This is a genomic window from Nocardioides sp. Kera G14 (genome assembly GCF_020715565.1).
In the GTDB taxonomy this organism is placed as follows: Bacteria; Actinomycetota; Actinomycetes; order Propionibacteriales; family Nocardioidaceae; genus Nocardioides.
On record NZ_CP085839.1, the window covers coordinates 1,494,983 to 1,519,982 of the forward strand.

At 69.3% G+C, this 25,000-nt stretch carries 23 protein-coding genes; 15 read left to right on the forward strand and 8 right to left on the reverse strand.

Going from position 1 to position 25,000, the window contains the following annotated elements; all coding sequences use genetic code 11:
* The first annotated feature begins 30 nt into the window (after positions 1-30).
* The 9 genes from uvrC to LH076_RS07415 are packed head-to-tail and all read left to right on the forward strand — an operon-like array spanning position 31 to position 8,485.
* Positions 31-1,968 (forward strand): excinuclease ABC subunit UvrC, encoded by a 1,938-nt coding sequence (uvrC, locus tag LH076_RS07375; RefSeq protein ID WP_227783337.1) that lies wholly within the window; start codon positions 31-33, stop codon positions 1,966-1,968.
* A complete protein-coding gene (gene rapZ / locus LH076_RS07380; RefSeq protein ID WP_227783338.1) occupies positions 1,965-2,855 on the forward strand; it encodes an RNase adapter RapZ in 891 nt (296 codons plus the stop codon). The genes uvrC and rapZ overlap by 4 nt, the downstream gene beginning before the upstream one ends.
* Positions 2,852-3,868, forward strand: coding sequence for a gluconeogenesis factor YvcK family protein (locus LH076_RS07385; protein WP_227783339.1), 1,017 nt, complete (start codon positions 2,852-2,854; stop codon positions 3,866-3,868). The genes rapZ and LH076_RS07385 overlap by 4 nt, the downstream gene beginning before the upstream one ends.
* On the forward strand, positions 3,859-4,842 hold the full coding sequence (whiA, locus tag LH076_RS07390) for a DNA-binding protein WhiA (RefSeq protein WP_227783340.1): 984 nt from the start codon (positions 3,859-3,861) through the stop codon (positions 4,840-4,842). The genes LH076_RS07385 and whiA overlap by 10 nt, the downstream gene beginning before the upstream one ends.
* Positions 4,843-4,871: 29 nt before the next feature.
* Positions 4,872-5,870 carry a type I glyceraldehyde-3-phosphate dehydrogenase gene (gene gap, locus LH076_RS07395; RefSeq protein WP_227783341.1) on the forward strand — a complete coding sequence of 333 codons (999 nt, stop codon included), beginning with the start codon at positions 4,872-4,874 and terminating at the stop codon, positions 5,868-5,870.
* Between the two features lie 3 nt (positions 5,871-5,873).
* Positions 5,874-7,064 (forward strand): phosphoglycerate kinase, encoded by a 1,191-nt coding sequence (locus LH076_RS07400; RefSeq protein ID WP_227783342.1) that lies wholly within the window; start codon positions 5,874-5,876, stop codon positions 7,062-7,064.
* 3 nt (positions 7,065-7,067) lie between these two features.
* Entirely contained in the window at positions 7,068-7,862 is a 795-nt protein-coding gene (gene tpiA / locus LH076_RS07405) for a triose-phosphate isomerase (protein WP_227783343.1), read from the forward strand.
* 30 nt (positions 7,863-7,892) lie between these two features.
* Positions 7,893-8,126 (forward strand): preprotein translocase subunit SecG, encoded by a 234-nt coding sequence (gene secG, locus LH076_RS07410; RefSeq protein WP_227783344.1) that lies wholly within the window; start codon positions 7,893-7,895, stop codon positions 8,124-8,126.
* Positions 8,126-8,485: an RNA polymerase-binding protein RbpA gene (locus LH076_RS07415; protein ID WP_227783345.1), complete on the forward strand. Its 360-nt coding sequence runs from the start codon at positions 8,126-8,128 to the stop codon at positions 8,483-8,485. Before secG ends, LH076_RS07415 begins: the two co-directional genes overlap by 1 nt.
* Positions 8,486-8,488: 3 nt before the next feature.
* Here the strand turns inward: LH076_RS07415 and LH076_RS07420 are convergent, their stop codons facing one another.
* The 5 genes from LH076_RS07420 to tkt form a co-directional block, all read right to left on the reverse strand.
* A complete protein-coding gene (locus LH076_RS07420) occupies positions 8,489-10,204 on the reverse strand; it encodes a class F sortase (RefSeq protein WP_227783346.1) in 1,716 nt (571 codons plus the stop codon).
* A gap of 118 nt (positions 10,205-10,322) precedes the next feature.
* The gene (gene pgl / locus LH076_RS07425) at positions 10,323-11,045 is read right to left on the reverse strand and encodes a 6-phosphogluconolactonase (protein WP_227783347.1); all 723 of its coding nucleotides are present in this window, start codon (positions 11,043-11,045) and stop codon (positions 10,323-10,325) included.
* Entirely contained in the window at positions 11,042-12,721 is a 1,680-nt protein-coding gene (pgi, locus tag LH076_RS07430; protein WP_227783348.1) for a glucose-6-phosphate isomerase, read from the reverse strand. Before pgi ends, pgl begins: the two co-directional genes overlap by 4 nt.
* A gap of 2 nt (positions 12,722-12,723) precedes the next feature.
* Positions 12,724-13,824, reverse strand: coding sequence for a transaldolase (gene tal / locus LH076_RS07435; RefSeq protein ID WP_227783349.1), 1,101 nt, complete (start codon positions 13,822-13,824; stop codon positions 12,724-12,726).
* A 47-nt stretch (positions 13,825-13,871) separates the two neighbouring features.
* The gene (gene tkt / locus LH076_RS07440) at positions 13,872-15,914 is read right to left on the reverse strand and encodes a transketolase (RefSeq protein ID WP_415753329.1); all 2,043 of its coding nucleotides are present in this window, start codon (positions 15,912-15,914) and stop codon (positions 13,872-13,874) included.
* A 114-nt stretch (positions 15,915-16,028) separates the two neighbouring features.
* Between tkt and LH076_RS07445 the strand changes: the two genes are divergently transcribed.
* Positions 16,029-16,955 carry a heme o synthase gene (locus LH076_RS07445; protein ID WP_227783351.1) on the forward strand — a complete coding sequence of 309 codons (927 nt, stop codon included), beginning with the start codon at positions 16,029-16,031 and terminating at the stop codon, positions 16,953-16,955.
* Between the two features lie 125 nt (positions 16,956-17,080).
* Here LH076_RS07445 and LH076_RS07450 read toward each other — a convergent pair whose 3' ends face one another.
* Genes LH076_RS07450 through LH076_RS07460 form a run of 3 tightly spaced genes read right to left on the reverse strand, consistent with a single transcriptional unit; the run spans position 17,081 to position 19,547 of the window.
* Positions 17,081-17,962 carry a COX15/CtaA family protein gene (locus LH076_RS07450; RefSeq protein WP_227783352.1) on the reverse strand — a complete coding sequence of 294 codons (882 nt, stop codon included), beginning with the start codon at positions 17,960-17,962 and terminating at the stop codon, positions 17,081-17,083.
* Positions 17,962-18,729 (reverse strand): ABC transporter permease, encoded by a 768-nt coding sequence (locus LH076_RS07455; RefSeq protein ID WP_227783353.1) that lies wholly within the window; start codon positions 18,727-18,729, stop codon positions 17,962-17,964. The genes LH076_RS07450 and LH076_RS07455 overlap by 1 nt, the downstream gene beginning before the upstream one ends.
* On the reverse strand, positions 18,726-19,547 hold the full coding sequence (locus LH076_RS07460; RefSeq protein WP_321573740.1) for an ABC transporter ATP-binding protein: 822 nt from the start codon (positions 19,545-19,547) through the stop codon (positions 18,726-18,728). The genes LH076_RS07455 and LH076_RS07460 overlap by 4 nt, the downstream gene beginning before the upstream one ends.
* 180 nt (positions 19,548-19,727) lie before the next feature.
* Between LH076_RS07460 and LH076_RS07465 the strand changes: the two genes are divergently transcribed.
* Genes LH076_RS07465 through LH076_RS07485 form a run of 5 tightly spaced genes read left to right on the forward strand, consistent with a single transcriptional unit; the run spans position 19,728 to position 24,993 of the window.
* Positions 19,728-20,348 (forward strand): helix-turn-helix transcriptional regulator, encoded by a 621-nt coding sequence (locus tag LH076_RS07465; protein WP_265333841.1) that lies wholly within the window; start codon positions 19,728-19,730, stop codon positions 20,346-20,348.
* A complete protein-coding gene (gene sufB, locus LH076_RS07470) occupies positions 20,345-21,775 on the forward strand; it encodes a Fe-S cluster assembly protein SufB (RefSeq protein WP_227783356.1) in 1,431 nt (476 codons plus the stop codon). The genes LH076_RS07465 and sufB overlap by 4 nt, the downstream gene beginning before the upstream one ends.
* Position 21,776: 1 nt before the next feature.
* A complete protein-coding gene (sufD, locus tag LH076_RS07475) occupies positions 21,777-22,958 on the forward strand; it encodes a Fe-S cluster assembly protein SufD (protein ID WP_227783357.1) in 1,182 nt (393 codons plus the stop codon).
* Positions 22,955-23,731, forward strand: coding sequence for a Fe-S cluster assembly ATPase SufC (gene sufC, locus LH076_RS07480; protein ID WP_227783358.1), 777 nt, complete (start codon positions 22,955-22,957; stop codon positions 23,729-23,731). Before sufD ends, sufC begins: the two co-directional genes overlap by 4 nt.
* The gene (locus tag LH076_RS07485) at positions 23,731-24,993 is read left to right on the forward strand and encodes a SufS family cysteine desulfurase (protein ID WP_227783359.1); all 1,263 of its coding nucleotides are present in this window, start codon (positions 23,731-23,733) and stop codon (positions 24,991-24,993) included. The genes sufC and LH076_RS07485 overlap by 1 nt, the downstream gene beginning before the upstream one ends.
* Positions 24,994-25,000 lie beyond the last annotated feature (7 nt).

Here is a 25,000-nt window from a genome sequence, read left to right on the forward strand (position 1 = left end):
AGCGTCGGACCCGCGGCCTAATGTTTACCTGTGAGTGACCCCCGGACGTATCGACCCAAGGCGGGGGAGATCCCGACGAGTGCGGGGGTCTACCGGTTCCGGGATCCCAAGGGCCGCGTGATCTACGTCGGCAAGGCCAAGAACCTCCGCGCCCGGCTCTCGAACTACTTCCAGGACCTCGCCAACCTGCACCCGCGCACCGCGACCATGGTGACGACGGCCGCCAGCGTCGAGTGGACGGTGGTCAACACCGAGGTCGAGGCGCTCCAGCTCGAGTGGACCTGGATCAAGGAGTTCGACCCGCGGTTCAACGTGATGTTCCGCGACGACAAGTCCTACCCCTGGCTCGCCGTCACGGTCTCCGACGAGTTCCCGCGCGTCATGGTCGGCCGCGGCGCGAAGCGGAAGGGCACGAAGTACTTCGGCCCGTACTCCCACGCGTGGGCCATCCGGGAGACCGTCGACGCACTGCTCCGTGTCTTCCCGATGCGTTCCTGCAGCAACGGTGTCTTCAAGCGGAGCCAGCAGGTCGGGCGTCCCTGCCTGCTCGGCTACATCGACAAGTGCGCCGCACCCTGTGTCGGCAACATCTCGCCCGAGGACCACCGTGCGATCGTGGACGACTTCTGCGACTTCGTCGCCGGTCGCACCACCCACATCCAGCGGCGCCTGCAGCGGGAGATGCTGCACGCCAGCGACGAGCTCGAGTTCGAGCGGGCCGCCCGCCTGCGCGACGACCTCGCCGCCATCGACCGGGCGCTGGAGAAGCAGGCGGTCGTCCTCGGCGACGGTGCCGACGCCGACGTGATTGCGCTGGCCGAGGACCCGCTCGAGGTCGCCGTGCAGATCTTCCACGTCCGCGGCGGCCGCATCCGCGGCCAGCGCGGCTGGGTCGCCGACCGGGCCGACGAGGGCGAGACCGACAAGCTGGTCGAGGACTTCGTCCTCCAGTTGTACGCCGGCACCGACCCCGACGACCGCGAGTCCATCCCGCGCGAGATCCTCGTGCCCACGCTGCCGCCCGACCTCGAGGCCCTGGAGGAGCTGCTCTCGGAGATCCGGGGAGCACGCGTCGGGATCCGGGTCCCGCAGCGCGGCGACAAGCGGGTCCTGATGGAGACGGTCGCGCGCAACGCCGGCCAGACGCTCGCATTGCACAAGACCCGCCGCGCCTCCGACCTGACCACCCGCTCCAAGGCGCTCGAGGAGATCGAGGAGGCGCTGGACCTTCCCGAGGCGCCGCTGCGGATGGAGTGCTTCGACATCTCCCACCTGCAGGGCACCGAGATCGTCGCCTCGATGGTGGTCTTCGAGGACGGCCTGGCCCGGAAGTCGGAGTACCGCCGCTTCATCATCAAGGGCCAGGACGGCTCCGACGACGTCCGGGCGATGCACGAGGTCATCACCCGGCGCTTCCGCCGGCTCCTGGACGACCAGGCGAACGCCACGGAGATCGATCCCGAGACAGGGCGGCCCGGCAAGTTCGCCTACTCGCCCGGCCTCGTGGTCGTCGACGGTGGCGCGCCCCAGGTGGCCGCCGCCGTACGGGCACTCGAGGAGCTCGGCATCGACGACATCCCTGTATGTGGACTGGCCAAGCGGCTGGAGGAGGTCTGGGTCCCCGGTGACGAGGACCCCGTGATCCTTCCGCGCACGTCGGAGGGGCTCTACCTGTTGCAGCGGCTGCGCGACGAGGCCCACCGCTTCGCGATCACGCACCACCGCAACCGGCGCTCGAAGTCGATGGTCGAGTCGATCCTCGACAACGTCGCCGGCATGGGCGAGGTGCGACGTCGCACACTGATGAAGCATTTCGGCTCGCTCAAGAAGCTCCGGTCGGCCACGATGGAGGAGATCGCGGCGGTGCCGGGCATCGGACCGGTGACGGCGGCGGCGATCAAGCGGGCCGTCGATCTCGACGAGGCCGGGGTGGCGGTCAACACGACGACGGGGGAGATCATCGAATGACGGAGAGTGACGCGGCCGGGGGTAAGGACGCCGGCGAGCTCGTCGTCGTCACCGGCATGACGGGCGCCGGCCGGAGCACCGCCGCGAAGGAGCTCGAGGACCTCGGCTACTTCGTCGTCGACAACCTGCCACCCTCGCTGCTGCCCCAGGTCCTCACCCTGGTCGACGAGAGCCGCGGAACGAGCCAACGCGTGGCCGTCGTGATCGACGTGCGTTCGGGCGCCTTCTTCGAGGAGCTCCGCGAGGAGCTCGGCCGCGGCCTCCTCGGCCGCCGCACGACGCTCGTCTTCCTCGACGCCACCGACGAGGTGCTCGTACGTCGACAGGAGGCCGCCCGGCGCCCGCACCCCCTCCAGGGGCAGGACCGCCTGCTCGACGCCCTCGTGCGGGAGCGGAAGGTGCTCGGTGACCTGCGGGCGATGGCCGATCTCGTGATCGACACCTCTGCGCTCAACGTCCACCAGTTGACGGCCCGGATGGCCGCGATGTTCGGCACGCCGGACACGACGAAGCTCAACGTCTCGGTGGTGAGCTTCGGCTTCAAGTACGGCCTCCCGGTCGACGCGGACTACGTCGCCGACATGCGCTTCCTGCCCAACCCGCACTGGGTGCCCGAGCTCAAGGCCGGCAACGGCCGGGACAACCCCGAGGTCGCCGACTACGTCTACTCCGCTCCGGGCGCCCGGGAGTTCCTCGACGGCTACGTGCCCGTGCTCGCCGGCGTCGCCGACGGCTACCTCCGTGAGGGCAAACGCTTCATGCGCGTGGCGATCGGGTGCACCGGCGGCAAGCACCGCTCGGTCGCCATGTCCGAGGAGATCGCACGCCGCCTGCGCGCCCGGGGGCTCGACGCGCGTGCCATCCACCGTGACCTGGGGCGCGAATGACCGGGCCGATCGACGTCCTGGACATCGACGACCGCGCCCAGGCGGTCGTCGCCTTCGGCGGCGGCCACGGCCTGCACGCGACCCTCTCGGCGCTGCGGCTCCTGGTCGACGACGTGACGGTCGACTCGCTCACCGCCGTCGTCACCGTCGCGGACAACGGCGGCTCCTCGGGTCGGCTGCGCCGCGAGTTCGACGTGCTGCCGCCGGGCGACCTCCGGATGGCGCTGGCGGCCCTCTGCGGCTCCGACGAGTGGGGCGAGACCTGGGCGCGCGTGATGCAGCACCGCTTCGCGGGCGAGGGCGAGATGAACGGCCACAACCTCGGCAACCTGCTGATCGTCGGGCTGTGGGAGCTCCTCGGAGACCACGTCGCCGCGTTGGACTGGGTCGGCCGACTGTTGGGCGCGAAGGGCCGGGTGCTGCCGATGGCGCTCACCCCGATGGACATCACCGCTGAGGTCCGCGGTCTCGAGCCGTCCGATCCCGATCGACTGACCTCGGTCCGTGGGCAGGTCGAGGTCGCGACCACCGACGGGGTGATCGACTCGATCGCGCTCGACCCGAGCGACCCTCCGACCTCGGCGGAGACGGTCGCCGCGATCCACGACGCCGACTGGGTGGTGCTCGGGCCCGGCTCGTGGTTCACCTCCGTCATCCCGCATCTCCTCGTGCCTGCCCTCCATGACGCCCTCGTGTCGACGTCGGCCCGGGTCGTCGTCGTACTCAACCTGGAGGAGCAGGCGGGGGAGACGCCCGGCTTCGGGCCGGCCGACCACCTCGCGGTGCTGCTCCAGCACGCGCCACAGCTCAACGTGGACACCGTCCTGGCCGACACCACGTCGGTCGGCGACGCCCTGCCGGAGCTGACCGAAGCGGTCGAGGCCGCCGGCGCCACACTGATCCTCACCGATGTCTCGGTCGGGGACGGAACGCCCCGTCATGACCCGGTCAAACTGGCCTCAGCTTTTCGAGGGTTGTTGACTCCCATGGGAGGATCTGCGCCATGGCGATGACGGCACAGGTGAAGGCGGAACTTGCCGCCACCCCGGTCACCAAGACCTGTTGCCGCAAGGCCGAAGTCGCCTCGATCCTGCGTTTCGCAGGCGGTCTGCACATCGTCAACGGACGCATCGTCGTGGAGGCCGAGGTCGACACCGGCGCGGCGGCGCGACGCCTCAAGGCCAACATCGCCGACGTCTTCGGCCACCAGGCCGAGGTGACCGTCGTCCAGGCCAACGGCCTGCGCAAGGGCAGCCGCTACATCGTGCGTGTGACGCGCGACGGCGAGGCCTTCGCCCGCCAGACCGGCCTGCTCGACCAGCGCAACCGTCCCGTCCGTGGACTGCCCCCTGCCGTCGTCTCCGGAGGCGTCTGCGACTCCGAGGCCGCATGGCGTGGAGCCTTCCTCGCCCACGGGTCGCTGACCGAGCCCGGCCGATCCTCCTCGCTCGAGGTGACCTGCCCCGGCTCCGAGGCCGCGCTCGCCCTGGTCGGCGTCGCCCGCAGACTCGGTATCCAGGCCAAGGCGCGCGAGGTCCGCGGCGTCGACCGGGTCGTCATCCGCGACGGTGACGCCATCGGCGAGCTGCTCACCCGGCTGGGGGCCCACGAGTCCCTGATGGCCTGGGAGGAGCGGCGGATGCGCCGCGAGGTCCGCGCGACCGCCAACCGGCTGGCCAACTTCGACGACGCCAACCTGCGCCGCTCGGCCCGTGCCGCGGTCGCCGCCGGTGCCCGCGTCGAGCGGGCCCTGGAGATCCTCGGCGAGGAGATCCCCGACCACCTCCGCCAGGCCGGCTCGCTGCGCCTGGAGCACAAGCAGGCCTCCCTCGAGGAGCTCGGCCAGCTGCACGACCCCGCGCTGACCAAGGACGCGATCGCCGGGCGCATCCGGCGCCTGCTCGCGATGGCCGACAAGCGGGCCGAGGACCTCGGCATCCCCGACACCGAGGCCTCCCTCACCCCCGACATGCTCGCCGACGACTAGGGCTGTGCCCCTGCGCTAGGGTCGGCCGCATGACCGTTCGCGTAGGAATCAACGGATTCGGCCGTATCGGCCGCAACTTCTTCCGGGCCGTTCGCCAGTCCGGCCTCGACATCGAGATCGTTGCCGTCAACGACCTCTCCGACAACGCGGTGCTGGCCCACCTGCTCAAGTACGACACGATCCTCGGCGCCCTCGATGCCGACGTCACGGCCACGGGTGACGAGATCAAGGTCGGCGACCAGGTGATCACGGCGTTCGCCGAGCGCGATCCCGCCAAGCTGCCGTGGGGCGACGCCGGCGTCGACGTCGTCGTCGAGTCCACCGGCTTCTTCACCGACGCGACGAAGGCCCGGGCGCACGTCGACAACGGCGGAGCGAAGAAGGTCATCATCTCCGCGCCGGCCTCCAACGAGGACGCCACCATCGTGATGGGCGTCAACGAGGGCATCTACGACCCGTCGTCGCACACCGTCATCTCCAACGCGTCCTGCACGACCAACTGCCTCGCCCCGCTCGCGAAGGCGCTGCACGAGGGCATCGGCATCAACAAGGGCCTGATGACGACGGTCCACGCCTACACCGCCGACCAGAACCTCCAGGACAACATCCACAAGGACCTGCGCCGCGCCCGCGCCGCCGCGCTCAACATCGTCCCCACGTCCACCGGTGCGGCCAAGGCGATCGGTCTCGTCCTGCCTGAGCTCAAGGGCAAGCTCGACGGCTACGCGCTCCGCGTGCCGACGCCGACCGGCTCGCTGACAGACCTCTCCTTCGAGGCCTCCCGCGAGACGTCGGTCGACGAGATCAACGAGATCGTCAAGAAGGCCGCCGACGGCAAGTACCTCGTCTACTCGACCGACCCGATCGTCTCCTCCGACATCGTCACCAACCCGGCCTCGTCGATCTTCGACGCCCCGCTGACGAAGGTGATCGGCAACCAGGTCAAGGTCGCGTCGTGGTACGACAACGAGTGGGGCTACTCCAACCGCCTCGCGGACCTGATCGACTACATCGGAAAGACTCTCTGATCCGTGGGTGACTACAGCGGCCTCGGCGAGGTCGCCGGCAAGCGTGTCCTGGTCCGGTCGGACCTCAACGTCCCTCTGAAGGAGGGAGTCATCGGCGACGACGGGCGTATCCGCGCCTCCGTCCCGACGATCAAGGCTCTCGCGGACGCCGGAGCCCGGGTCGTCGTCATGGCGCACCTCGGCCGTCCCGACGGCGCGCCGGACCCGTCGTACTCCCTGGCGCCGGTGGCGGCGCGTCTGGGCGAGCTGCTCGGCTCGCCGGTCGCCTTCGCGTCCGACACGGTCGGTTCGTCAGCCCAGGAGACGGTCGCCGGCCTGTCCGACGGCCAGGTGGCGTTGCTCGAGAACGTGCGCTTCAACGCGGGCGAGACGTCGAAGGACGACGCCGTGCGCGGCGCCTTCGCCGACGAGCTTGCCTCGCTCGGTGACGCGTTCGTGTCCGACGGCTTCGGTGTCGTCCACCGCAAGCAGGCCTCGGTCTATGACATCGCGCTGCGCCTGCCGCACGCCATGGGCGGGCTGGTCGCTGCGGAGATCGACGTGCTCCGTCGCCTCACCGACACCCCCGAGCGGCCGTACGCCGTCGTGCTGGGCGGTTCGAAGGTGTCGGACAAGCTGGGCGTGATCGACAACCTCCTGGAGAAGGCCGACACCCTGCTCATCGGCGGTGGGATGCTCTTCACCTTCCTCAAGGCGCAGGGCCACGAGGTCGGCAAGAGCCTCCTCGAGGAGGACCAGATCCCGACCGTGCTCGAGTACCTCGAGCGGGCCAAGGCCTCGGGTGTCGAGATCGTGCTGCCGACCGACATCGTCGTCGCCGACTCCTTCGGTGACGAGGCGTCGGCGCGTGTGGTGGCGGCTGACGCCATCCCGGCCGAGTCGCTCGGCCTGGACATCGGCCCGGAGTCCGGCAAGGCCTTCGCCGCCGCGATCGCCGGCGCCAAGACGGTCTTCTGGAACGGCCCGATGGGTGTCTTCGAGCAGCCCGCCTTCGCCGAGGGCACACGCGCGGTCGCGGAGGCCCTGACGAAGGTCGACGGACTGTCGGTCGTCGGCGGCGGCGACTCCGCAGCCGCCGTACGCGCGCTCGGCTTCAGCGACGACCAGTTCGGTCACATCTCCACCGGCGGTGGTGCCTCCCTCGAGTACCTCGAGGGCAAGGAACTCCCCGGCATCACGGCGCTGGAGAGCTGACCCATGGGAACCACGCGCACCCCGCTGATGGCGGGGAACTGGAAGATGAACCTCAACCACGCCGAGGCCGTGGTGCTGGTCCAGAAGCTCGCCTGGACGCTCGCGGACAAGAAGCACGACTACAGCCAGGCCGAGGTGGTCGTGGTACCGCCGTTCACGGACCTGCGCTCGGTGCAGACACTCGTCGACGGCGACCGGCTCGCGATCAGGTACGGCGCCCAGGACGTCTCGGTGCACGAGTCCGGCGCCTACACCGGTGAGATCTCCGCCGGCATGCTGGCGAAGCTCAACTGCTCGTACGTCGTCGTCGGCCACTCCGAGCGGCGCGAGTACCACGCCGAGACCGACGAGCTCGTCAACGCCAAGGCAAAGGCCGCGCTGGCGGCCGGGATGACGCCCATCGTCTGTGTCGGGGAGTCCCTCGACGTGCGCCAGGGTGGTGAGCAGGTGCCACACTGCACCGCCCAGACCCAGGGCGCGCTCGCCGGCCTGACCGCGGAGCAGGTCGCCGGCCTCGTCATCGCCTACGAGCCCGTGTGGGCGATCGGCACCGGCGAGGTGGCCACGCCTGAGGACGCCCAGGAGGTCGCGAAGGCGATCCGCGACCAGGTGCGCGAGTCGTTCGGCGACTCGGCGGCCGACGGTGTCCGGGTCCTCTACGGCGGTTCGGTCAAGGCCAACAACGTGGCCTCGATCATGGCGCAGCCCGACGTCGACGGTGCGCTCGTCGGCGGAGCGAGCCTGCAGGCGGACGAGTTCGCGGCGATCTGCCGTTACTACGCCATGCCTGTCATCTGACCGGCGAATCGTGACGTAGGATTCCTGATCGTGCTCGAAACCCTCTTCACCATCGTCCTCGTCCTCAGCAGTGTGCTGATGATCCTGTTGGTCCTGCTCCACAAGGGCCGTGGCGGCGGCATGTCCGACATGTTCGGCGGCGGCGTGTCCAGTGGCCTGGGCGGTTCCTCGGTGGCCGAGCGCAACCTCGACCGTCTCACCATCGGCATTGGCGCGATCTGGTTCGCCTGCGTCATCGCCCTCGGCCTCCTGAAGGCCTACTGATGGCCGGCGGCGGTAGCGCGATCCGGGGTAGCCGGGTCGGCGCAGGTCCGATGGGCGAGGCGGAGCGCGGCGACGCGGCTCCTCGCAAGGCGGTCACCTACTTCTGCACCAACGAGCACCGCTCGGTCGTGACCTTCGCGGTCGAGGCCACGACGCCCGAGTCGTGGGACTGCCCCAAGTGCGGTCTCCCGGCCGGTCTCGACATCGAGAACGCGCCGCCGGCTCCGAAGATCGAGCCGTACAAGACGCACCTCGCGTACGTGAAGGAGCGTCGCTCGGACGCTGAGGCCGCGGACATCCTCGACGAGGCCGTCCAGCTCCTCCGCAGCCGCCGCAAGTCCGGAGACATCGTCTTCTGATCCTCACGCCGGCTCGGCGGTGACGATGAGGTTCTTGCGGTAATGGAACCCGCCGTTGGCGTATGTGACTTTGTCGGTGCACGTGACCAGGACGAGCCGGCGCTGCACGCCCTGGCCGAAGATCGAGCGCGGTAGCCGGGCCCGGTCCACCGCCTTGATGTTGGTGATCCTCCACGCCGTGCGGACGCCGGCGGGCGACGTGAGTTCGATGACCTGACCGCGCTTCGCCTTCTGCAGGCGCTTGAAGGCGCCGGGGCGGTCGTGGTTGTCCGAGACGTGGCCGACCACGACGGTGGTGCCGACAAGGGCGTCGACCGGAGCGCCCTCACGCCAGATGCCTCCGGTGCTGATGGCGTGGGGCGGAGTGATCGTGCTGCCGTGGAACGTGACGCCGGAGAGCGTCGTGTTGAGTCCGACGGCGCCGAGGCGGATACGGGCCGGCGTACGGCGGTCTGAGGTCTCCGGGGTGCCGTCGGACTCGCCACCGGAGTTCACGAGGGGATGCCCGGGCACGCGCGGCTGGGCGGGGCCGACGACCGCGGTCTCAGCGACGATGCCGAGCGGTGTCCATGGCACGCCGAGGTTGTACGCCGTCGGGATCAGGCGTTCGCGGTAGGTGTAGCAGCCGCCGCGTTGGATGCGCGTCGCGCCGACCGCTACGGTGCCGCTCCGGGTCACGGTGAAGGTGCCGTGACCGGCCAAGGGAGCGCCTGCCCAGGCGGCTCCGCGACAGGTCGCGTTGCGATCGGGGCGAGTCGGACCCACGAGCTGCCATTCCCCGGTCACCGGGCCGGAGCCCGGGACGTCGGAGAGGCCGGAGACGGCGACGCGGTCGACGAGGGTGGCGCCTTCGGTGGCCTGCCGGGTGTTGATGGTCGTGGCGAGGCGAGGCTGTGCCGGTACGAAGGCGAGCTCAGCAGAAGCTGCCATCGTCCCCGGTCCGGCCGAGGCGGCGACGCGCTGGCGGTGGTCCCTCATGGGGTCGTAAAGTCGGAACCGGGCCGCCGGCAGCCGGCTGACGTGAACGGCGACGCTCACGGGTTCGGCACCGTCAGGGCTCAGTGGGAGCCGCAGCGGTGACTCATCCGTCGTGCCACGCCACGTCGTGCCGCCGTTGGCGAACTGGGCGCCCTGCACGGTGACGACGACGGGCAGGCCGGGCACCCAGTGGCCGGTGGCAGAGCGTACGCCGATCCCGGAGACATCGCCGCGCGTGAGCGCCAGCTTCATGGCGGCATACCCTGCGACCGTAGGCGCCCATCTGAGTGCCGCGTTCACCAGCGTGGCGTGCGCCGCCACGATGCGGTGGGCGAGCTTCGGCGTCTCGTTCCGCATGAGCGCCACATGACCACTGACCTTGAGCGGGTGGCTGTTGAGCCTCTCGCCGACGGCCCACCAGAGTGCCGCTGCCAGCACAGGGTCCTTGGCTGCGCGAGGAAGGTAGGTCGAGGTCAGGTAACCGACGACGGGGTCGTTGACGAGATGGGACGCGGGCACCTTGTCGGGCCACGTCCACGAGGTGCCGGTGTCGAGGCAGATCCCTCGGACGCCGTTGGGCAGGCGGCCGACGCCGAGCTCGGCGCCGTCACGGGAGACGTAGCCCGAGAAGCCCTTCGACGGCGCGCGACCGTGGCCGAGGGTGGCAGCACGGACAGGGTCGAGACAGATCGCGGCGAGAGCGACGACGGCGAGCAGGGCGAGGAGGCGCAGGCGGGTCATGCGCCAGATCCTCAGCGCGCGTCGGTGTGGAGGCGACGGGGTCGGAGTACGACGGTGGGAAACGGCTGCGGGCCGCCGCCCTGTGGAGGAACGGTGGCCCGCAGAGTGAGCGCTGGGTTCAGAGTTGTGAGGCGGCCGCCCGGTCGAGGAACCAGATCGTCTCGTCACGTCCGGTCACGCCGGCCGCGGGTGTCTCGTGGAGGTCCGCGCCGCCGAGGGCGCTCGCCACCGCGCCGGCCTTGCCCTCGCCGGAGACCAGGAACCACACCGACGCGCCGCGTCGCAGCGCGGGGTAGGTGAGCGAGATCCGGTGGGGAGGCGGCTTGGGCGAGCCGGTGACGCCAACCGCGAGCGTGTCCTCGACGTCGAGCTGGGCGAAGCCCGGGAAGAGCGAGGCGATGTGACCGTCGGGACCGACGCCGAGCATCATCACGTCGAAGCGCTCGGGAACCTCGGCGGCGTAGGCCTCGGCTCCCTCGTCGACCGAGCCGGCTGCCGACGTCGAGGCCATCTCGTGGATCCGGTGGGCCGGGACACCGAGTTCGTCGAGGAACGCAGCCTTGGCCTGACCCACGTTGCGGTCGGGGGAGTCGGGATCGACGTACCGCTCGTCGCCGAACCAGAAGTCGACGGCGCCCCAGTCCACGCCGGAGTCGTCGGCGAGGCGCGCGACGTCACGGTGGATCGCCTCGGCGATGGTGCCACCGGTCAGGCAGATCTGTGGAACGTCGCCGGCGGCCTGGAGGTCGGCGATCCGGCTGAGCAGCTCACCGGCGATGGCCGCCGAGAGCTCGGCCGCGTCCTCGTGGACCTCGACCCGCGCGTCGGACTGGGTCGTCATGCGCGCTTCTCCCGGTAGTAGCGGATGAGGGCCTGCGTCGAGCTGTCCTGCGTGGCGGCCGCCTCCTCGTCACCGCCGACGGCGGGGGCGACCTGGAGGGCCAACTGCTTGCCGAGCTCGACGCCCCACTGGTCGAAGCTGTCGATGCCCCAGATGACGCCCTGCACGAAGGTCAGGTGCTCATACAGGGCGATCAGCTGGCCGAGGACCGACGGCGTCAGTGCCGGCGCCATGATCGACGTGGTCGGTCGGTTGCCGGTGAAGACACGGGCCGGCACGATCGCCTCGGCCGTGCCCTCGACCCGCACCTCGTCCGCGGTCTTGCCGAACGCCAGTGCGCGCGTCTGGGCGAAGAAGTTCGCGAGAAAGAGCTCGTGCACGTCCACGTCGCCGTCCTTGAGCGCGTACGGCGGGTTGGCGAAGGCGATGAAGTCGGCAGGAATCAGCCGCGTGCCCTGGTGGATCAGCTGGTAGAACGCGTGCTGTCCGTTGGTGCCGGGCTCGCCCCAGAACACCTCGCCCGTGGAGGTCGTGACGGGGGAACCGTCCCAGCGGACGCCCTTGCCGTTGGACTCCATGGTCAGCTGCTGGAGGTACGCCGGGAACCGGTGCAACAGCTGCGCGTACGGCAGGACCGCATGCGTCTCACTGCCCAGGAAGTTGGAGTACCAGACGTTGAGCAGGCCCATCAGGACCGGCACGTTGTCGGCGAGGTCCGCGGTGCGGAAGTGCTCGTCGAGGGCATGGAAGCCGGCGAGGAAGTCCGCGAACGCCTCGGGGCCGATGGCCACAGCGAGCGAGGTGCCGATGGCCGAGTCCACCGAGTAGCGACCGCCGACCCAGTCCCAGAAGCCGAAGGCGTTGGCCGGGTCGATCCCGAACGCAGCCACCTTGTCGAGCGCGGTCGAGACGGCGACGAAGTGCTTCTCGATCGCGGCCTTCTCGTCCACACCCTCACCCAGCTGATCGAGGAGCCACGCCTTGCAGAGTCGGGCGTTCGTGAGGGTCTCGAGCGTGCCGAAGGTCTTGGACGAGACGATGAAGAGCGTCGTCTCGGGGTCGAGCCCTTGGAGCTTGAGCGCCGCGTCGGTGGGGTCGATGTTGGAGATGAACCGGCACTCGAGCTCGCCGCTGCCGTCCGGCAGAGCACGGTAGGGCGCGAGCGCCTCGTACGCCATCACGGGGCCGAGGTCGGAGCCGCCGATCCCGATGTTGACCACCGTGTGGATCCGCTTGCCCGTGACGCCGGTCCACTCACCCGAGCGGACCTTGTCGGCGAAGGCGTAGACCCGGTCCAGGACCTCGTGCACGTCCGGTACGACGTCCTTGCCGTCGACCGACACGGACGCGCCCTTCGGCTGGCGCAACGCCGTGTGGAGCACGGCCCGGTCCTCGGTGACGTTGATGTGCTCACCGGCGAACATCGCGTCGCGCCGGGCCGCCACACCGGTCTCGTCGGCGAGATCGAGCAGTGCGTTGAGCACCTCGTCGGTGACGAGACCCTTGGAGAGGTCGACGTGGAGGTCGGCCGCATCGAAGGTCAGCCGCTCCGTACGCGTGGAGTCGGCGGCGAACCAGCCGCGCAGGTCCGGCTGGAACGTCTCGGCGAGCGAGCTCAGCTGCTTCCAGGCGGCGGTGGAGGTGGCGTCGATCGGTGTCTTCGCGGCGTCGGCCATGCTCAGGCCTGGGCGAGCGCGTCGGCGACCGTCTTCTGCAGGTCGGTCCAGGACGCCTTGAACTTGTCGACGCCCTCGGTCTCGAGGACGGTGAAGACGTCGTCGAGGTCGACACCGACGGCCGCGAGCTGGTCGAAGACGGCCTGCGCCTCCTCGCCCTTGCCGCTCACCTGGTCGCCCTTGACCTCACCGTGGTCGCCGAAGGCCAGCAGGGTCTTCTCCGGCATGGTGTTGACCGTGTCGGCGACGACCAGGTCGGCGACGTACAGGGTGTCGGGGTAGTCCGGGTTCTTCACGCCGGTGGAGGCCCAGAGCGGACGCTGAGCGTTGGCACCGGCGTCGGCGAGCGCCTTCCAGCGCGGGCTGGCGTGCACCTCCTCGAAGGCCGCGTAGGCCAGGCGGGCGTTGGCGATGGCCGCCTTGCCACGCAGGCCGAGCGCCTCGTCGGTGCCGATCTTCTCGAGGCGTGCGTCGATCTCCGTGTCGACGCGGGAGACGAAGAACGAGGCGACCGAGCGGATCGTCGACAGGTCGATGCCCGCCTCCTTCGCCTTCTCCAGGCCGGCCAGGTAGGCGTCCATGACCTCGCGATAGCGCGGGGTGGAGAAGATCAGGGTGACGTTGACGCTGATGCCGGCACCGATGACCTCGGTGATGGCCGGGAGGCCCTCGACCGTGCCGGGAATCTTGATCAGTGCGTTTGGACGGTCGACAGCGGCCCACAGGGCCTTGGCCGAGGCGATGGTGGCCTCGGTGTCGTTGGCCAGCGTCGGCTCGACCTCGATGGAGACCCGGCCGTCGTCCTTGGTCGCGGCCGCGACGGGGGCGAAGATGTCGCAGGCGTCGCGGACGTCGTCGGTCGTGAGGGCGAAGATGACCTCGTCGACGCCCTGGCCGTCGGCCGCGAGCTTGCTGATCAGCTCGTTGTAGGCGCCGCCGGCGCCGATCGCCGCCTGGAAGATCGACGGGTTCGTCGTGACGCCCGTGACGGAGTTCTCGTCGATCAGCGTCTTCAGGTTGCCGGAGTCGATGCGCTCACGGGAGAGGTCGTCGAGCCAGATGGAGACACCGGCGTCGGCCAGTGCCTTGAGACGGTCGTTCATGGTTCCTCCTGATATCGCGGGGAAGCGAGGGGTAGGTGGTCGGAGCGTCAGTGCATGACGGCGGCGATGCTGTCCTTGGCCGCCTGGGCGACGGCGTCGGGGGTGAAGCCGAACTCCTTGAAGATGCGCGCAGCGTCGGCCGAGGCGCCGTAGTGCTCGAGGCTGACCATGCGGCCCGCGTCGCCGACGTACTCCCGCCACCCGAGCCGTACGCCGGCCTCGACGCTCACGCGCGCCTTGACCGTCGGCGGCAGGACCTGGTCGCGGTACGCCTGGGTCTGCTGCTCGAACCACTCGATGGAGGGCATCGAGATCACGCGGGCGTTGATGCCGTCGGACTTGAGCTGCTCGCGTGCCGTGACGGCGAGCTGCACCTCCGAACCGGTGCCGATCAGGATGACGTCGGGCTGGCCGCCGTCGGCCTCGACCAGGACGTAACCGCCCTTGCCGACGTTCTCGGTGGTCGCGAAGCCCTGCTCGCCGCGCGGGAAGGTGGGCAGGTTCTGGCGGCTGAGGACCAGGCCGGCGGGGCGGTCGCTGTTCTTCAGCACCTGGAGCCAGGCGGCGGCGGTCTCGTTGGCGTCGGCGGGGCGGACGATGTCGAGGCCGGGGATGGCGCGCAGCGCCCACAGGTGCTCGACCGGCTGGTGGGTCGGGCCGTCCTCGCCGAGGCCGATGGAGTCGTGGGTCCAGATCCAGATCGCGGGGGCCTTCTGCAGGGCCCCGACGCGGACGGCGCCGCGCATGTAGTCGGAGAACTGCAGGAACGTGCCGCCGAAGACGCGGGTGCCTCCGTGGACGGCGATGCCGTTGATGATGGCGCCCATGCCGTGCTCACGGATGCCGAAGTGCAGGACGCGACCTTGGTAGGGGTCGCCCTCCCACTCCTCGACCGAGCGGTCCTTCGGAAGGAAGGACTTCGCGCCCTTGATCGTCGTGTTGTTGGAGCCGGCGAGATCGGCCGAGCCGCCCCACAGCTCCGGCATGATCTCCGCGATCGCGTTGATCACCTGGCCGGAGGCCGCACGGGTCGCGAGGCCCTTCTCCGACGCCTCGAAGACCGGCAGTGCCGCCTCGAGCCCCTCGGGCAGCGCGCGCTCCTTGATCCGGTGGAGGGTGGCGGCACCCTCCGGGTGGGCGGCGGCCCACTCCTCGTACTGCTTGTCCCACTCGGCGCCCCACGCCTTGCCGCGCTCGAGCAGCGAGCGGGTGTGGGCGAGGACGTCATCGGGCACCTCGAAGTCCTGCTCGGGGTCGAAGCCGAGGACCCGCTTGGTCTCGGCGACCTCCTCGGCGCCGAGGGCGGAGCCGTGGGCGGCCTCGGTGTTCTGCGCGTTGGGGGCCGGCCACGCGATCACGGTCTTGAGCACGATGATCGACGGCTTGTCGGTCACGGCACGCGCCGCGCCGATCGCCTCGTAGAGAGCCGGCACGTCCTCCTTGTAGTTCTTGAGGTCGTTGTGGTCGGTGCCCGTCCAGTCGACGGTCTGCACGTGCCAGCCGTAGGCCTCGTAGCGCTTGGCGACGTCCTCGTTGAAGGCGATGTGAGTGTCGCCCTCGATGGAGATCCGGTTCGCGTCGTAGATGACCGTGAGGTTGCCGAGCTCCTGGGTGCCGGCGATCGAGGAGGCCTCGCTGCTCACGCCCTCCTCCAGGTCACCGTCGGAGGCGATCACGTAGACGTGGTGGTCGAAGAGCGAGGGCCCGTCACCGGCGTCGGGGTCGAGCAGGCCCTTCTCGCGCCGGGCGGCCATGGCCATGCCGACGGCGTTGGAGATGCCCTGTCCGAGCGGACCGGTCGTGACCTCGACGCCCGCGGTGTGGCCGTACTCCGGGTGGCCGGGGGTCTTGGAACCCCAGGTGCGGAGGCTCTTCAGGTCGTCGAGCTCGAGGCCGAAGCCGCCGAGGTAGAGCTGCGTGTAGAGCGTGATGGAGCTGTGTCCCGCGCTGAGCACGAACCGGTCGCGTGCGATCCAGTCGGGGTCGGCGGGGTCGTGACGCATCACCTTCTGGAAGAGGAGGTACGCCGCCGGCGCGAGGCTCATCGCGGTGCCGGGGTGGCCGTTGCCGACCTTCTGCACGGCGTCCATCGCGAGAACTCGGCTCGTGTCGACGGCCTTCTTGTCGAGGTCGGTCCACTCAAGGTCGGGGAGGGAGTCAGTCACGTTTCCGAGCCTACCCATGCCCGGGTCTAGACTCACCCCGTGACTACCACCCTCGTGACGGAGCAGGTCGAGTCCGCCACCTGGAAGGACGTCGTCGCGGCGTACGTCGGTCTGACGAAGCCCCGCGTGATCGAGCTCCTCCTGCTCACCACCGTGCCCGTGATGTTCTTCGCGGCCCGCGGCGTGCCCGGCCTCTGGCTCGTCGTCGCCACCGTCATCGGCGGCACGTTGTCGGCCGGTTCGGCCTCGGTGTTCAACTGTGTCTACGACCGCGACATCGACGAGCAGATGCGCCGCACGCGTCGGCGTGCGCTGCCGCGTCACATCGTGACGCCGGTCTCCGCCCTCGTCTTCGGCTCGGTGCTCGCCGTGCTCTCGACGGTGGTGCTCTGGCTCTGGGTCAACCCGCTCTCGGCGGTGCTGTCCGTCGCGGCGAACGCCTTCTACGTCTTCGTGTACACGATGCTGCTGAAGCGACGCACCACGCAGAACATCGTGTGGGGCGGGATCGCCGGCTGCTTCCCGGCGCTCATCGGCTGGACCGCCGTGACCGACCAGCTCGGCTGGGAGCCGATCGTGCTCTTCGCGGTCGTCTTCTTCTGGACGCCGCCGCACACCTGGGCGCTGGCGCTGCGCTACCGCGAGGACTACGCGAACGTCGACGTGCCGATGCTGCCCGTCGTGAAGCCTGCCGCGGTCGTCGCCCGCCAGATCGTCGCCTACTCGTGGGTGATGGTGGCGACGTCACTCCTGCTGTGGCCTGTGGCCGGCACGGGTGCCTTCTACTCGATCGTCGCCGTGGTGCTGGGCGCGGTCTTCCTCGTGGAGGCGCACAAGCTTGCCCGCCGCGCCCGCAACACCGAGGACCTGAGTCTGATCAAGCCGATGCGGCTCTTCCACAGCAGCAACCTCTACCTGTCGTTGCTCTTCGTGGCCGTCGCGCTCGACCCGCTGATCTCGCGCTGAGCCTCGCACGCTCGGCCCGCGGCGCTTGTCCGCAAAACGTCACCGTGACCTTTCGGGCTGTGAGTGACCGTTCGCAAGGTCACGCACGCCGCAGAGGGTCACGGTGACCCTTTGGTGAGGCGGGCTCAGACGGGGCTGTGGTCGCGCGTGGTGAGCGCCACGCGCGCGAGACCCGCGGCGATCAGGCCGGCGCCCAGCATGTGCAGCATGACGAGGGCTATCGGGACGTCGAGTGCGTACTGGACGTAGCCGAGGACGCCCTGGAGGAGCTCGATGCCGAGGAGCACGGCCGTGAAGATCGCCAGCCATCCCTCCTGGCGCTGGGCGGCAAGGACCAGGAGTGCCACCGTCAGGAGCACCAGCAGCCATACCGAGTAGCCGTGGATGTGGGACACCTCCGCCGGGTCGAGGCCGTTGCGCTTGGCGTCCTGGTCGCCGGCGTGGGGACCGGAGCCGGTGACGACCGTGCCGAGCCAGATGACGACGGCGCCGACGACGACCACGGCCCACGACAGCGCGCGGGTGACCCGGCTCGCGGCCGGATGGGCTGGACCGGTGAGGTCGTCGAGGAGCCAGACGCACAGGCCGACCATGACCATCGACAGCAGGAGGTGACAGGCGACGATCCACGGGTTGAGGTCGGTGAGGACGGTGACGCCGCCCAGCACGGCCTGGGCTGGGATGCCGAGGGCGATGATGAGCGCGAGCCGGCGGACGACGCCGTCGCGGTGCCACACGGAGACCAGACACGAGATCGCAACGGCCGCCAGCACATAGGTGAGCGTCCGGTTCCCGAATTCGATCAGCTTGTGGTGGTCGACCGCGCCGTGGGGGACCAGCGACCCGCTCTGGCACTCCGGCCAGGTCGGGCAACCAAGGCCGGAGCCGGTGAGCCGCACGATCCCACCACTGACGACGATCAGGACGTTGGCGATGACGTTCGCGACCGCGAGGGCCGGGACGTGGGCGCGGCACCAGTCGACGTACGCGCGCCTCAGGGTCGACATCACTCCCACTTGAAGGTCCTTGCCGTGAGGGCGCTCCCGAGCACGGCCCACACGAGCAGCACGCCGAGGTCGCGCCAGGCGACGGTGTTGTCGAGGAAGGCGTCACGGACCGCCTCGCCCAGGGCACCCGACGGCAGGAAGCGGGTGAGGTCGCCGAAGCCGCCATACGCATGGGCGGGCAGCACGACGGCGCCGCCGGCCATCAGGAGCAGGTAGATCAGGTTGGCCGCGGCCAGGGTGGCCTCGGCGCGGAGCACGCCTGCGACGAAGAGGCCGAGTGAGGCGAACGCGGCGGTGCCGAGGACGATGGCGAGCAGGAATCCGAGTACGCCGGGCCGCGGCGTCCATCCGAGCAGCTGGCCCACGCCGCCGATCACGATGAGCTGCAGCACCTCGACCGCCAGCAGGGCGAGCACCTTGCCGGCCAGGAGCCCGAAGCGCGGTAGGGGAGAGGCGCCGAGACGCTTGATGACGCCGTACCGGCGCTCGAAGCCGGTGGCGATGGCCAGTGAGGTGAAGGAGGTCGACATGATCGCCAGCGCGAGCACACCCGGGGTGAAGATGTCGACGAGGGGGTGATCCTCGTGCAGGTTGAGGTGCTGACCCCCGCGGACTCCGCCGATCAGGACGATCACGGGGATGACGACAGCGATGAGGAGCTGCTCGCCGTTGCGCAGCATCAGCCGCGCCTCCATCGAGGCCTGCGCGGGGATCTGGCGGAGCAGCGGGGCACCACCCGGACGCGGGGTGAAGGTCGCGGTGGTCATGCCGTGTGCTCCTGTGCAAGATCGTGGCCCGTGAGCTCGAGGAAGACGTCCTCCAGGGTGCGGGAGCCGAACGTCATCGACTCCACGCCGACGCCGTGGCGCTGGCCCCAGGCGGTGACCGAGTCGCGGAGGTCCTGCTCAGCGACGCTGGCGAGCTCCCGGTCCACGACGAGACGGACGGTGGCCGAGGAGCCACGGGTGAGCTCCTCGGGCGTCCCCGAGGCGACGAGGCGGCCGTGGTCGATGATGTGGACCTGGTCGGCGAGCTGCTCGGCCTCCTCCAGGTAGTGCGTCGTGAGCACGACGGTCACGCCGTCCGTGCGGAGCTCGCGGAGCAGCTCCCACGTCGCGCGGCGGGCGCCCGGGTCCATGCCTGCGGTCGGCTCGTCGACGAAGACGAGCTCGGGCCGGCCGACGATCGCCATCGCCAGGCCGAGGCGCTGCTGCTGGCCGCCGGAGAGTCGTCGGTACGGCGTCCGCCCGCACTCATGCAGCCCGAGCCGGTCCGAGAGCATCTGGACGTCCAGCGGGTGGGCGTGCAGCCGGGCGATGTGGCGCAGCATCTCCATCGCGCTGACACCGCTCCACGCGCCCTGTCCCTGGAGCATCACGCCGATCCGGGGGAGCAGGTCGCGGCGTTGCGCGACGGGGTCGAGTCCGAGGACACGGACGGTGCCGCCCTGCGGCTTGCGGTAGCCCTCGCAGGTCTCGAGCGTCGTCGTCTTGCCGGCACCGTTCGGGCCGAGCACAGCGGTGATGGTGCCAGCCTCGACAGTGAGCGAGAGCCCGTCGACCGCCTGCTTGTCGCCGTACGCCATCCGGAGCGACTCGATGACGACTGCGGGGCCCGGCACCCGGACAATATAGGGATCTTCGCCATGTCCTCCCGCATCGGGAAGTGGTTAGGGGACCCTTGCTTGAACGCGCCCGATGAATAAGAGCACACTTGTGTTGTGAAAATCGATGAGCGTCAGGAGAGCGGGGCGACGCGGCGACGCGTGGCGCGGTCTCTGCTCGTCGACGGCCCGTCCACCGCGGCGGCGCTGGCCGAGCGCCTCGACCTCACCCCCGCAGCCGTACGCCGACACCTGGACCAACTGGTCGCCGACGGTGCTGCGGAGGCGCGTGAGCCACGTCTCGCGCGCGACCGCGGTCGCGGCAGGCCTGCCAAGGAGTTCGTACTGACCGACGCCGGTCGGGAGGGCTTCGAGCAGACCTACGACGACCTCGCCGCCCAAGCGCTGCGCTTCCTCCGCGACACCGCGGGCGAGGACGCGGTGAAGGCGTTCGCAGCCCAGCGGGCGTCCTTCATCTCCACACGATTCTCCGCGGTGGCGCTCGACAACCCGATGCTCAGCCCGGCCCAGGTCCTCGCCCGGGTCTTCACCGACGAGGGTTATGCCGCGTCGGTGCGGGAATTGCCCATCGTGGGTGAGCAGTTGTGTCAACAGCACTGCCCTGTCTCCCACGTCGCGCACGAGTTCCCGCAACTGTGTGAGGCCGAGACCGAGGCGATCAGCGCCGTCCTCGGCACCCATGTCCAACGACTCGCGACCATCGCCCACGGCGACGGCGTCTGCACCACGTGCATCCCTCAGAAGAAGGAGAAGGTCTCATGACCTCAGTTGACAACCGCATCGAGGAGCTCAACCCCGAGCTCCAGGGGATCGGCAAGTACGCGTTCGGCTGGTCGGACAAGAACGACGTCGGCGCCAACGCCAAGCGCGGTCTCTCCGACCTCGTGGTGCGCGACATCTCCGAGAAGAAGTCTGAGCCGCAGTGGATGCTCGACCTGCGCCTCAAGGGCCTCTCGCTCTTCGACCGCAAGCCCATGCCCACGTGGGGTTCGGACCTCAGCGGCATCGACTTCGACAACATCAAGTACTTCGTCCGCTCCTCCGAGAAGCAGGCGGCGAGCTGGGACGACCTCCCCGAGGACATCAAGAACACCTACGACAAGCTCGGCATCCCGGAGGCGGAGAAGCAGCGCCTCGTCGCCGGCGTCGCCGCGCAGTACGAGTCGGAGGTCGTCTACCACTCCATCCGCGAGGACCTCGAGGAGCAGGGCGTCATCTTCGTCGACACCGACACCGCCCTGCGCGAGCACGAGGACATCTTCAAGGAGTACTTCGGCACCGTCATCCCGGTCGGCGACAACAAGTTCGCCGCGCTCAACACGGCCGTGTGGTCCGGTGGCTCGTTCATCTACGTCCCCAAGGGCGTCCACGTCGAGATCCCGCTGCAGGCCTACTTCCGGATCAACACCGAGAACATGGGCCAGTTCGAGCGGACGCTGATCATCGCCGACGAGGGCTCCTACGTGCACTACGTCGAGGGCTGCACGGCCCCGATCTACAGCAGCGACTCGCTGCACTCGGCCGTCGTCGAGATCATCGTGAAGAAGAACGCGCGCGTCCGCTACACGACCATCCAGAACTGGTCGAACAACGTCTACAACCTCGTCACGAAGCGTGCCTTCTGCGAGGCCGGCGCGACGATGGAGTGGGTCGACGGCAACATCGGCTCCAAGGTCACGATGAAGTACCCCGCCGTCTACCTGATGGGCGAGCACGCCAAGGGCGAGACGCTCTCCATCGCGTTCGCCGGTGAGGGCCAGCACCAGGACGCCGGCGCCAAGATGGTCCACGCCGCGCCGCACACCTCGAGCTCGATCCTGAGCAAGTCGGTGGCGCGTGGCGGCGGCCGGACGTCGTACCGGGGGCTGATCCAGGTCAACGAGGGTGCCTACGGTTCGAAGAGCAATGTGCTGTGTGACGCCCTGCTGGTCGACCAGATCTCGCGCTCGGACACCTACCCGTACGTCGACATCCGCGAGGACGACGTCTCCATGGGCCACGAGGCCTCCGTCTCCAAGGTCTCCGACGACCAGCTCTTCTACCTGATGAGCCGCGGCATGGAGCAGGACGAGGCGATGGCGATGATCGTCCGTGGCTTCGTCGAGCCCATCGCGAAGGAGCTCCCGATGGAGTACGCCCTCGAGCTCAACCGCCTGATCGAACTGCAGATGGAAGGAGCGGTCGGCTGATATGACCGCCACGCACGAAAAGGTCCAGCTCGGGCAGGCGCTCGACTCGGTCCTCTCCTCCCTCGAGCTCGAGCCCGTGGAGTCACACCTCCACCCGGCCGGCTCCTTCGACGTCGACACGCACCCGGTGCCGACGGGTCGCGAGGAGATCTGGCGCTTCACCCCGCTCAAGCGGCTCCGCAACCTGCACAAGGACGCTGCCTTCACCGGCGAGCTGAAGCTGAGCAGCACCGGCGAGGGCGTCACCGTCGAGACGGTGCCCACGTCGAGCATCGCCGGCGTCAGCGGCTTCGTGCCCACCGATCGGATCGCGGCGCGTGCGCTCGCGGCCGCCGGTGAGTCGACCGTCGTCACGGTCCCCGCCGAGGCCGAGCTGGCGACGCCGTACGTCGTTACGATCACCGGTACGTCGACGGACGCTGTTGCGGAGCACGTGGTGCTGCGTGCCGGGAAGTTCTCCAAGGCCACGATCGTCTTCCGCTTCGAGGGCAGCGCGACGCTGGCCGACAACGTCGAGATCGTCGTCGAGGACGGTGCCCAGCTCACCGTCGTCTCCATCGACGACTGGGCCGACGATGCCGTCCGTGCCGGACACCGCCACGTGGCCGTCGGCCGCGACGCGGAGTTCAAGCACATCGACGTGACCTTCGGCGGCGACGTCGTCCGCAACGACACGACCGTGCAGTACAGCGGTTCGGGCGGCTCTGCCGAGCTCCTCGGTCTCTACTTCGCCGATGCGGGCCAGCACATCGAGCACCGCCTCTTCGTCGACCACACCGCCCCGAAGACCAAGTCCCACGTGGTCTACAAGGGCGCGCTGCAGGGCGACGGTGCCCACACGGTCTGGATCGGCAACGTCCTGATCCGCAAGGTCGCCGAAGGCATCGAGACCTACGAGGAGAACCGCAACCTCGTCCTCACCGATGGCGCCCAGGCCGACTCGGTCCCCAACCTCGAGATCGAGACCGGCGAGATCGAGGGCGCGGGCCACGCGTCCGCGACGGGCCGCTTCGACGACGAGCAGCTCTTCTACCTGCGCTCGCGCGGGATCTCGGAGTCCGAGGCACGCCGCCTGGTCGTGCACGGCTTCTTCAACGACCTCATCCGCCAGATCGGTGTGCCTGACCTGGAGTCGCAGCTCCTCGCCACCGTCGAGAACGAACTGAATGGAATCACCGCATGAGCAAGCTTGAGATCAAGGACCTGCACGTCACGGTCGAGGACGAGAACGCCGAGGGCGGCATCAAGGAGATCCTCAAGGGCGTCACGCTGACGATCAACGAGGGCGAGACCCACGCGATCATGGGCCCCAACGGCTCCGGCAAGTCCACGACGGCCTACTCCATCGCCGGCCACCCGAAGTACACGATCACTGGCGGTGAGGTGCTCCTCGACGGTGAGAACCTCCTCGAGATGTCCGTCGACGAGCGGGCCAAGGCAGGCCTCTTCCTCGCCATGCAGTACCCCGTCGAGGTCCCCGGCGTCTCGATGTCGAACTTCCTGCGTACGGCGAAGACGGCCCTCGACGGTGAGGCGCCCAAGCTCCGCACGTGGGTCAAGGACGTCAACACCGCGCTCTCCGACATGAACCTCGACCCGGCGTTCTCGCAGCGCTCGGTCAACGAGGGCTTCTCCGGCGGTGAGAAGAAGCGCGCCGAGATCGCCCAGCTCGACCTGCTCGACCCCAAGGTCGCGATCCTCGACGAGATCGACTCCGGTCTCGACATCGACGCGCTCAAGGTCGTCTCGGCCGGCATCAACCGCTTCCGCGGGCGCGACGGCAAGGGCGTCCTGCTGATCACGCACTACACCCGCATCCTGCGCTACGTGAAGCCGGACTTCATCCACGTCTTCGTCGACGGTCACGTCGCCGAGACCGGTGGCGAGGAGCTCGGCGAGGAGCTCGAGGCCAACGGGTATGACAGGTTCCTCAAGTCTGTTTCGCTGGGCGCCTGATGGACGGCCTGCTCCCGGACCTCGATCTGGTCCGCAAGGACTTCCCGATCCTGGACCGGGAGTTTGGTGCGGGCGACGACGCGGTGCCGCTGGTCTACCTCGACAGCGCCAACACGTCGCAGAAGCCGCAGATCGTGATCGACACGATGGTCGACCATCTCGAGCGGCACAACGCCAACATCGCCCGCGCGATGCACCACCTCGGCGCCGAGGCGACCGAGGCGTTCGAGAACGCCCGCGACATCGTGGCGCGCTTCATCGGGGCGCCTGAGCGCGACGAGGTGATCTTCACCAAGAACGCCTCCGAGGCACTCAACCTCGTCGCGCAGACCGTCCCGCTGTCAGCCGGGGACGTCGTCGTCACCACCGAGATGGAGCACCACTCCAACATCGTCCCGTGGCAGCTCGCGACGCAGCGCTCCGGCGCCGACCTCCGCTGGTTCGGCCTCACGGACGACGGTCAACTGGACCTGACGAACATCGACGAGCTCATCACGCCGGCGACGAAGGTCGTCGCGCTGACGTGGGTCTCCAACATGCTCGGCACGATCAACCCGATCGCGGAGATTGCACGGAAGGCTCACGAGATCGGCGCGTTCGTCGTCGTGGACGCCTCGCAGGCCGCGCCGGTGCTGCCGATCGACCTGGCCGCGATGCCTCATCTGGAGCGTCCGGACTTCCTCGCGTTCACCGGGCACAAGACCGTCGGCCCGACCGGCATCGGCGTGCTCTGGGGCGCGCGGAAGCAGCTCGAGGCGCTACCTCCGTTCCTCGGAGGCGGCGAGATGATCGCGACCGTGACGATGGAGAGGTCGACGTACGCGCCGATCCCGCACAAGTTCGAGGCGGGTACGCCGCCGATCGTCGAGGCAGTGGGTCTCGGGGCGGCACTGGAGTACCTCATGCACCTCGGCATGGAGAACGTGCACGCGCACGAGCTCGCGATCACGACGTACGCGCTCGAGCGCTTGCAGTCGGTCAAGGGCCTGACGGTGATGGGGCCGCTCGACGCCGCCAAGCGCGGCGGAGCGATCTCCTTCGAGCTCGAGGGCGTGCACCCGCACGACGTCGCGCAGGTGCTCGACTCCAGGGGCGTCGCGATCCGTGCCGGCCACCACTGCGCCAAGCCCGCCCACCAGCGGTTCAACGTGCAGGCGTCATGCCGGATGTCGTCGTACCTCTACACGACGCCGGCCGAGATCGACGCGCTCGTGGACGCGCTGGAATACACCCGCGACTACTTCAAGTTGGACTCACAGTGAGCAACGC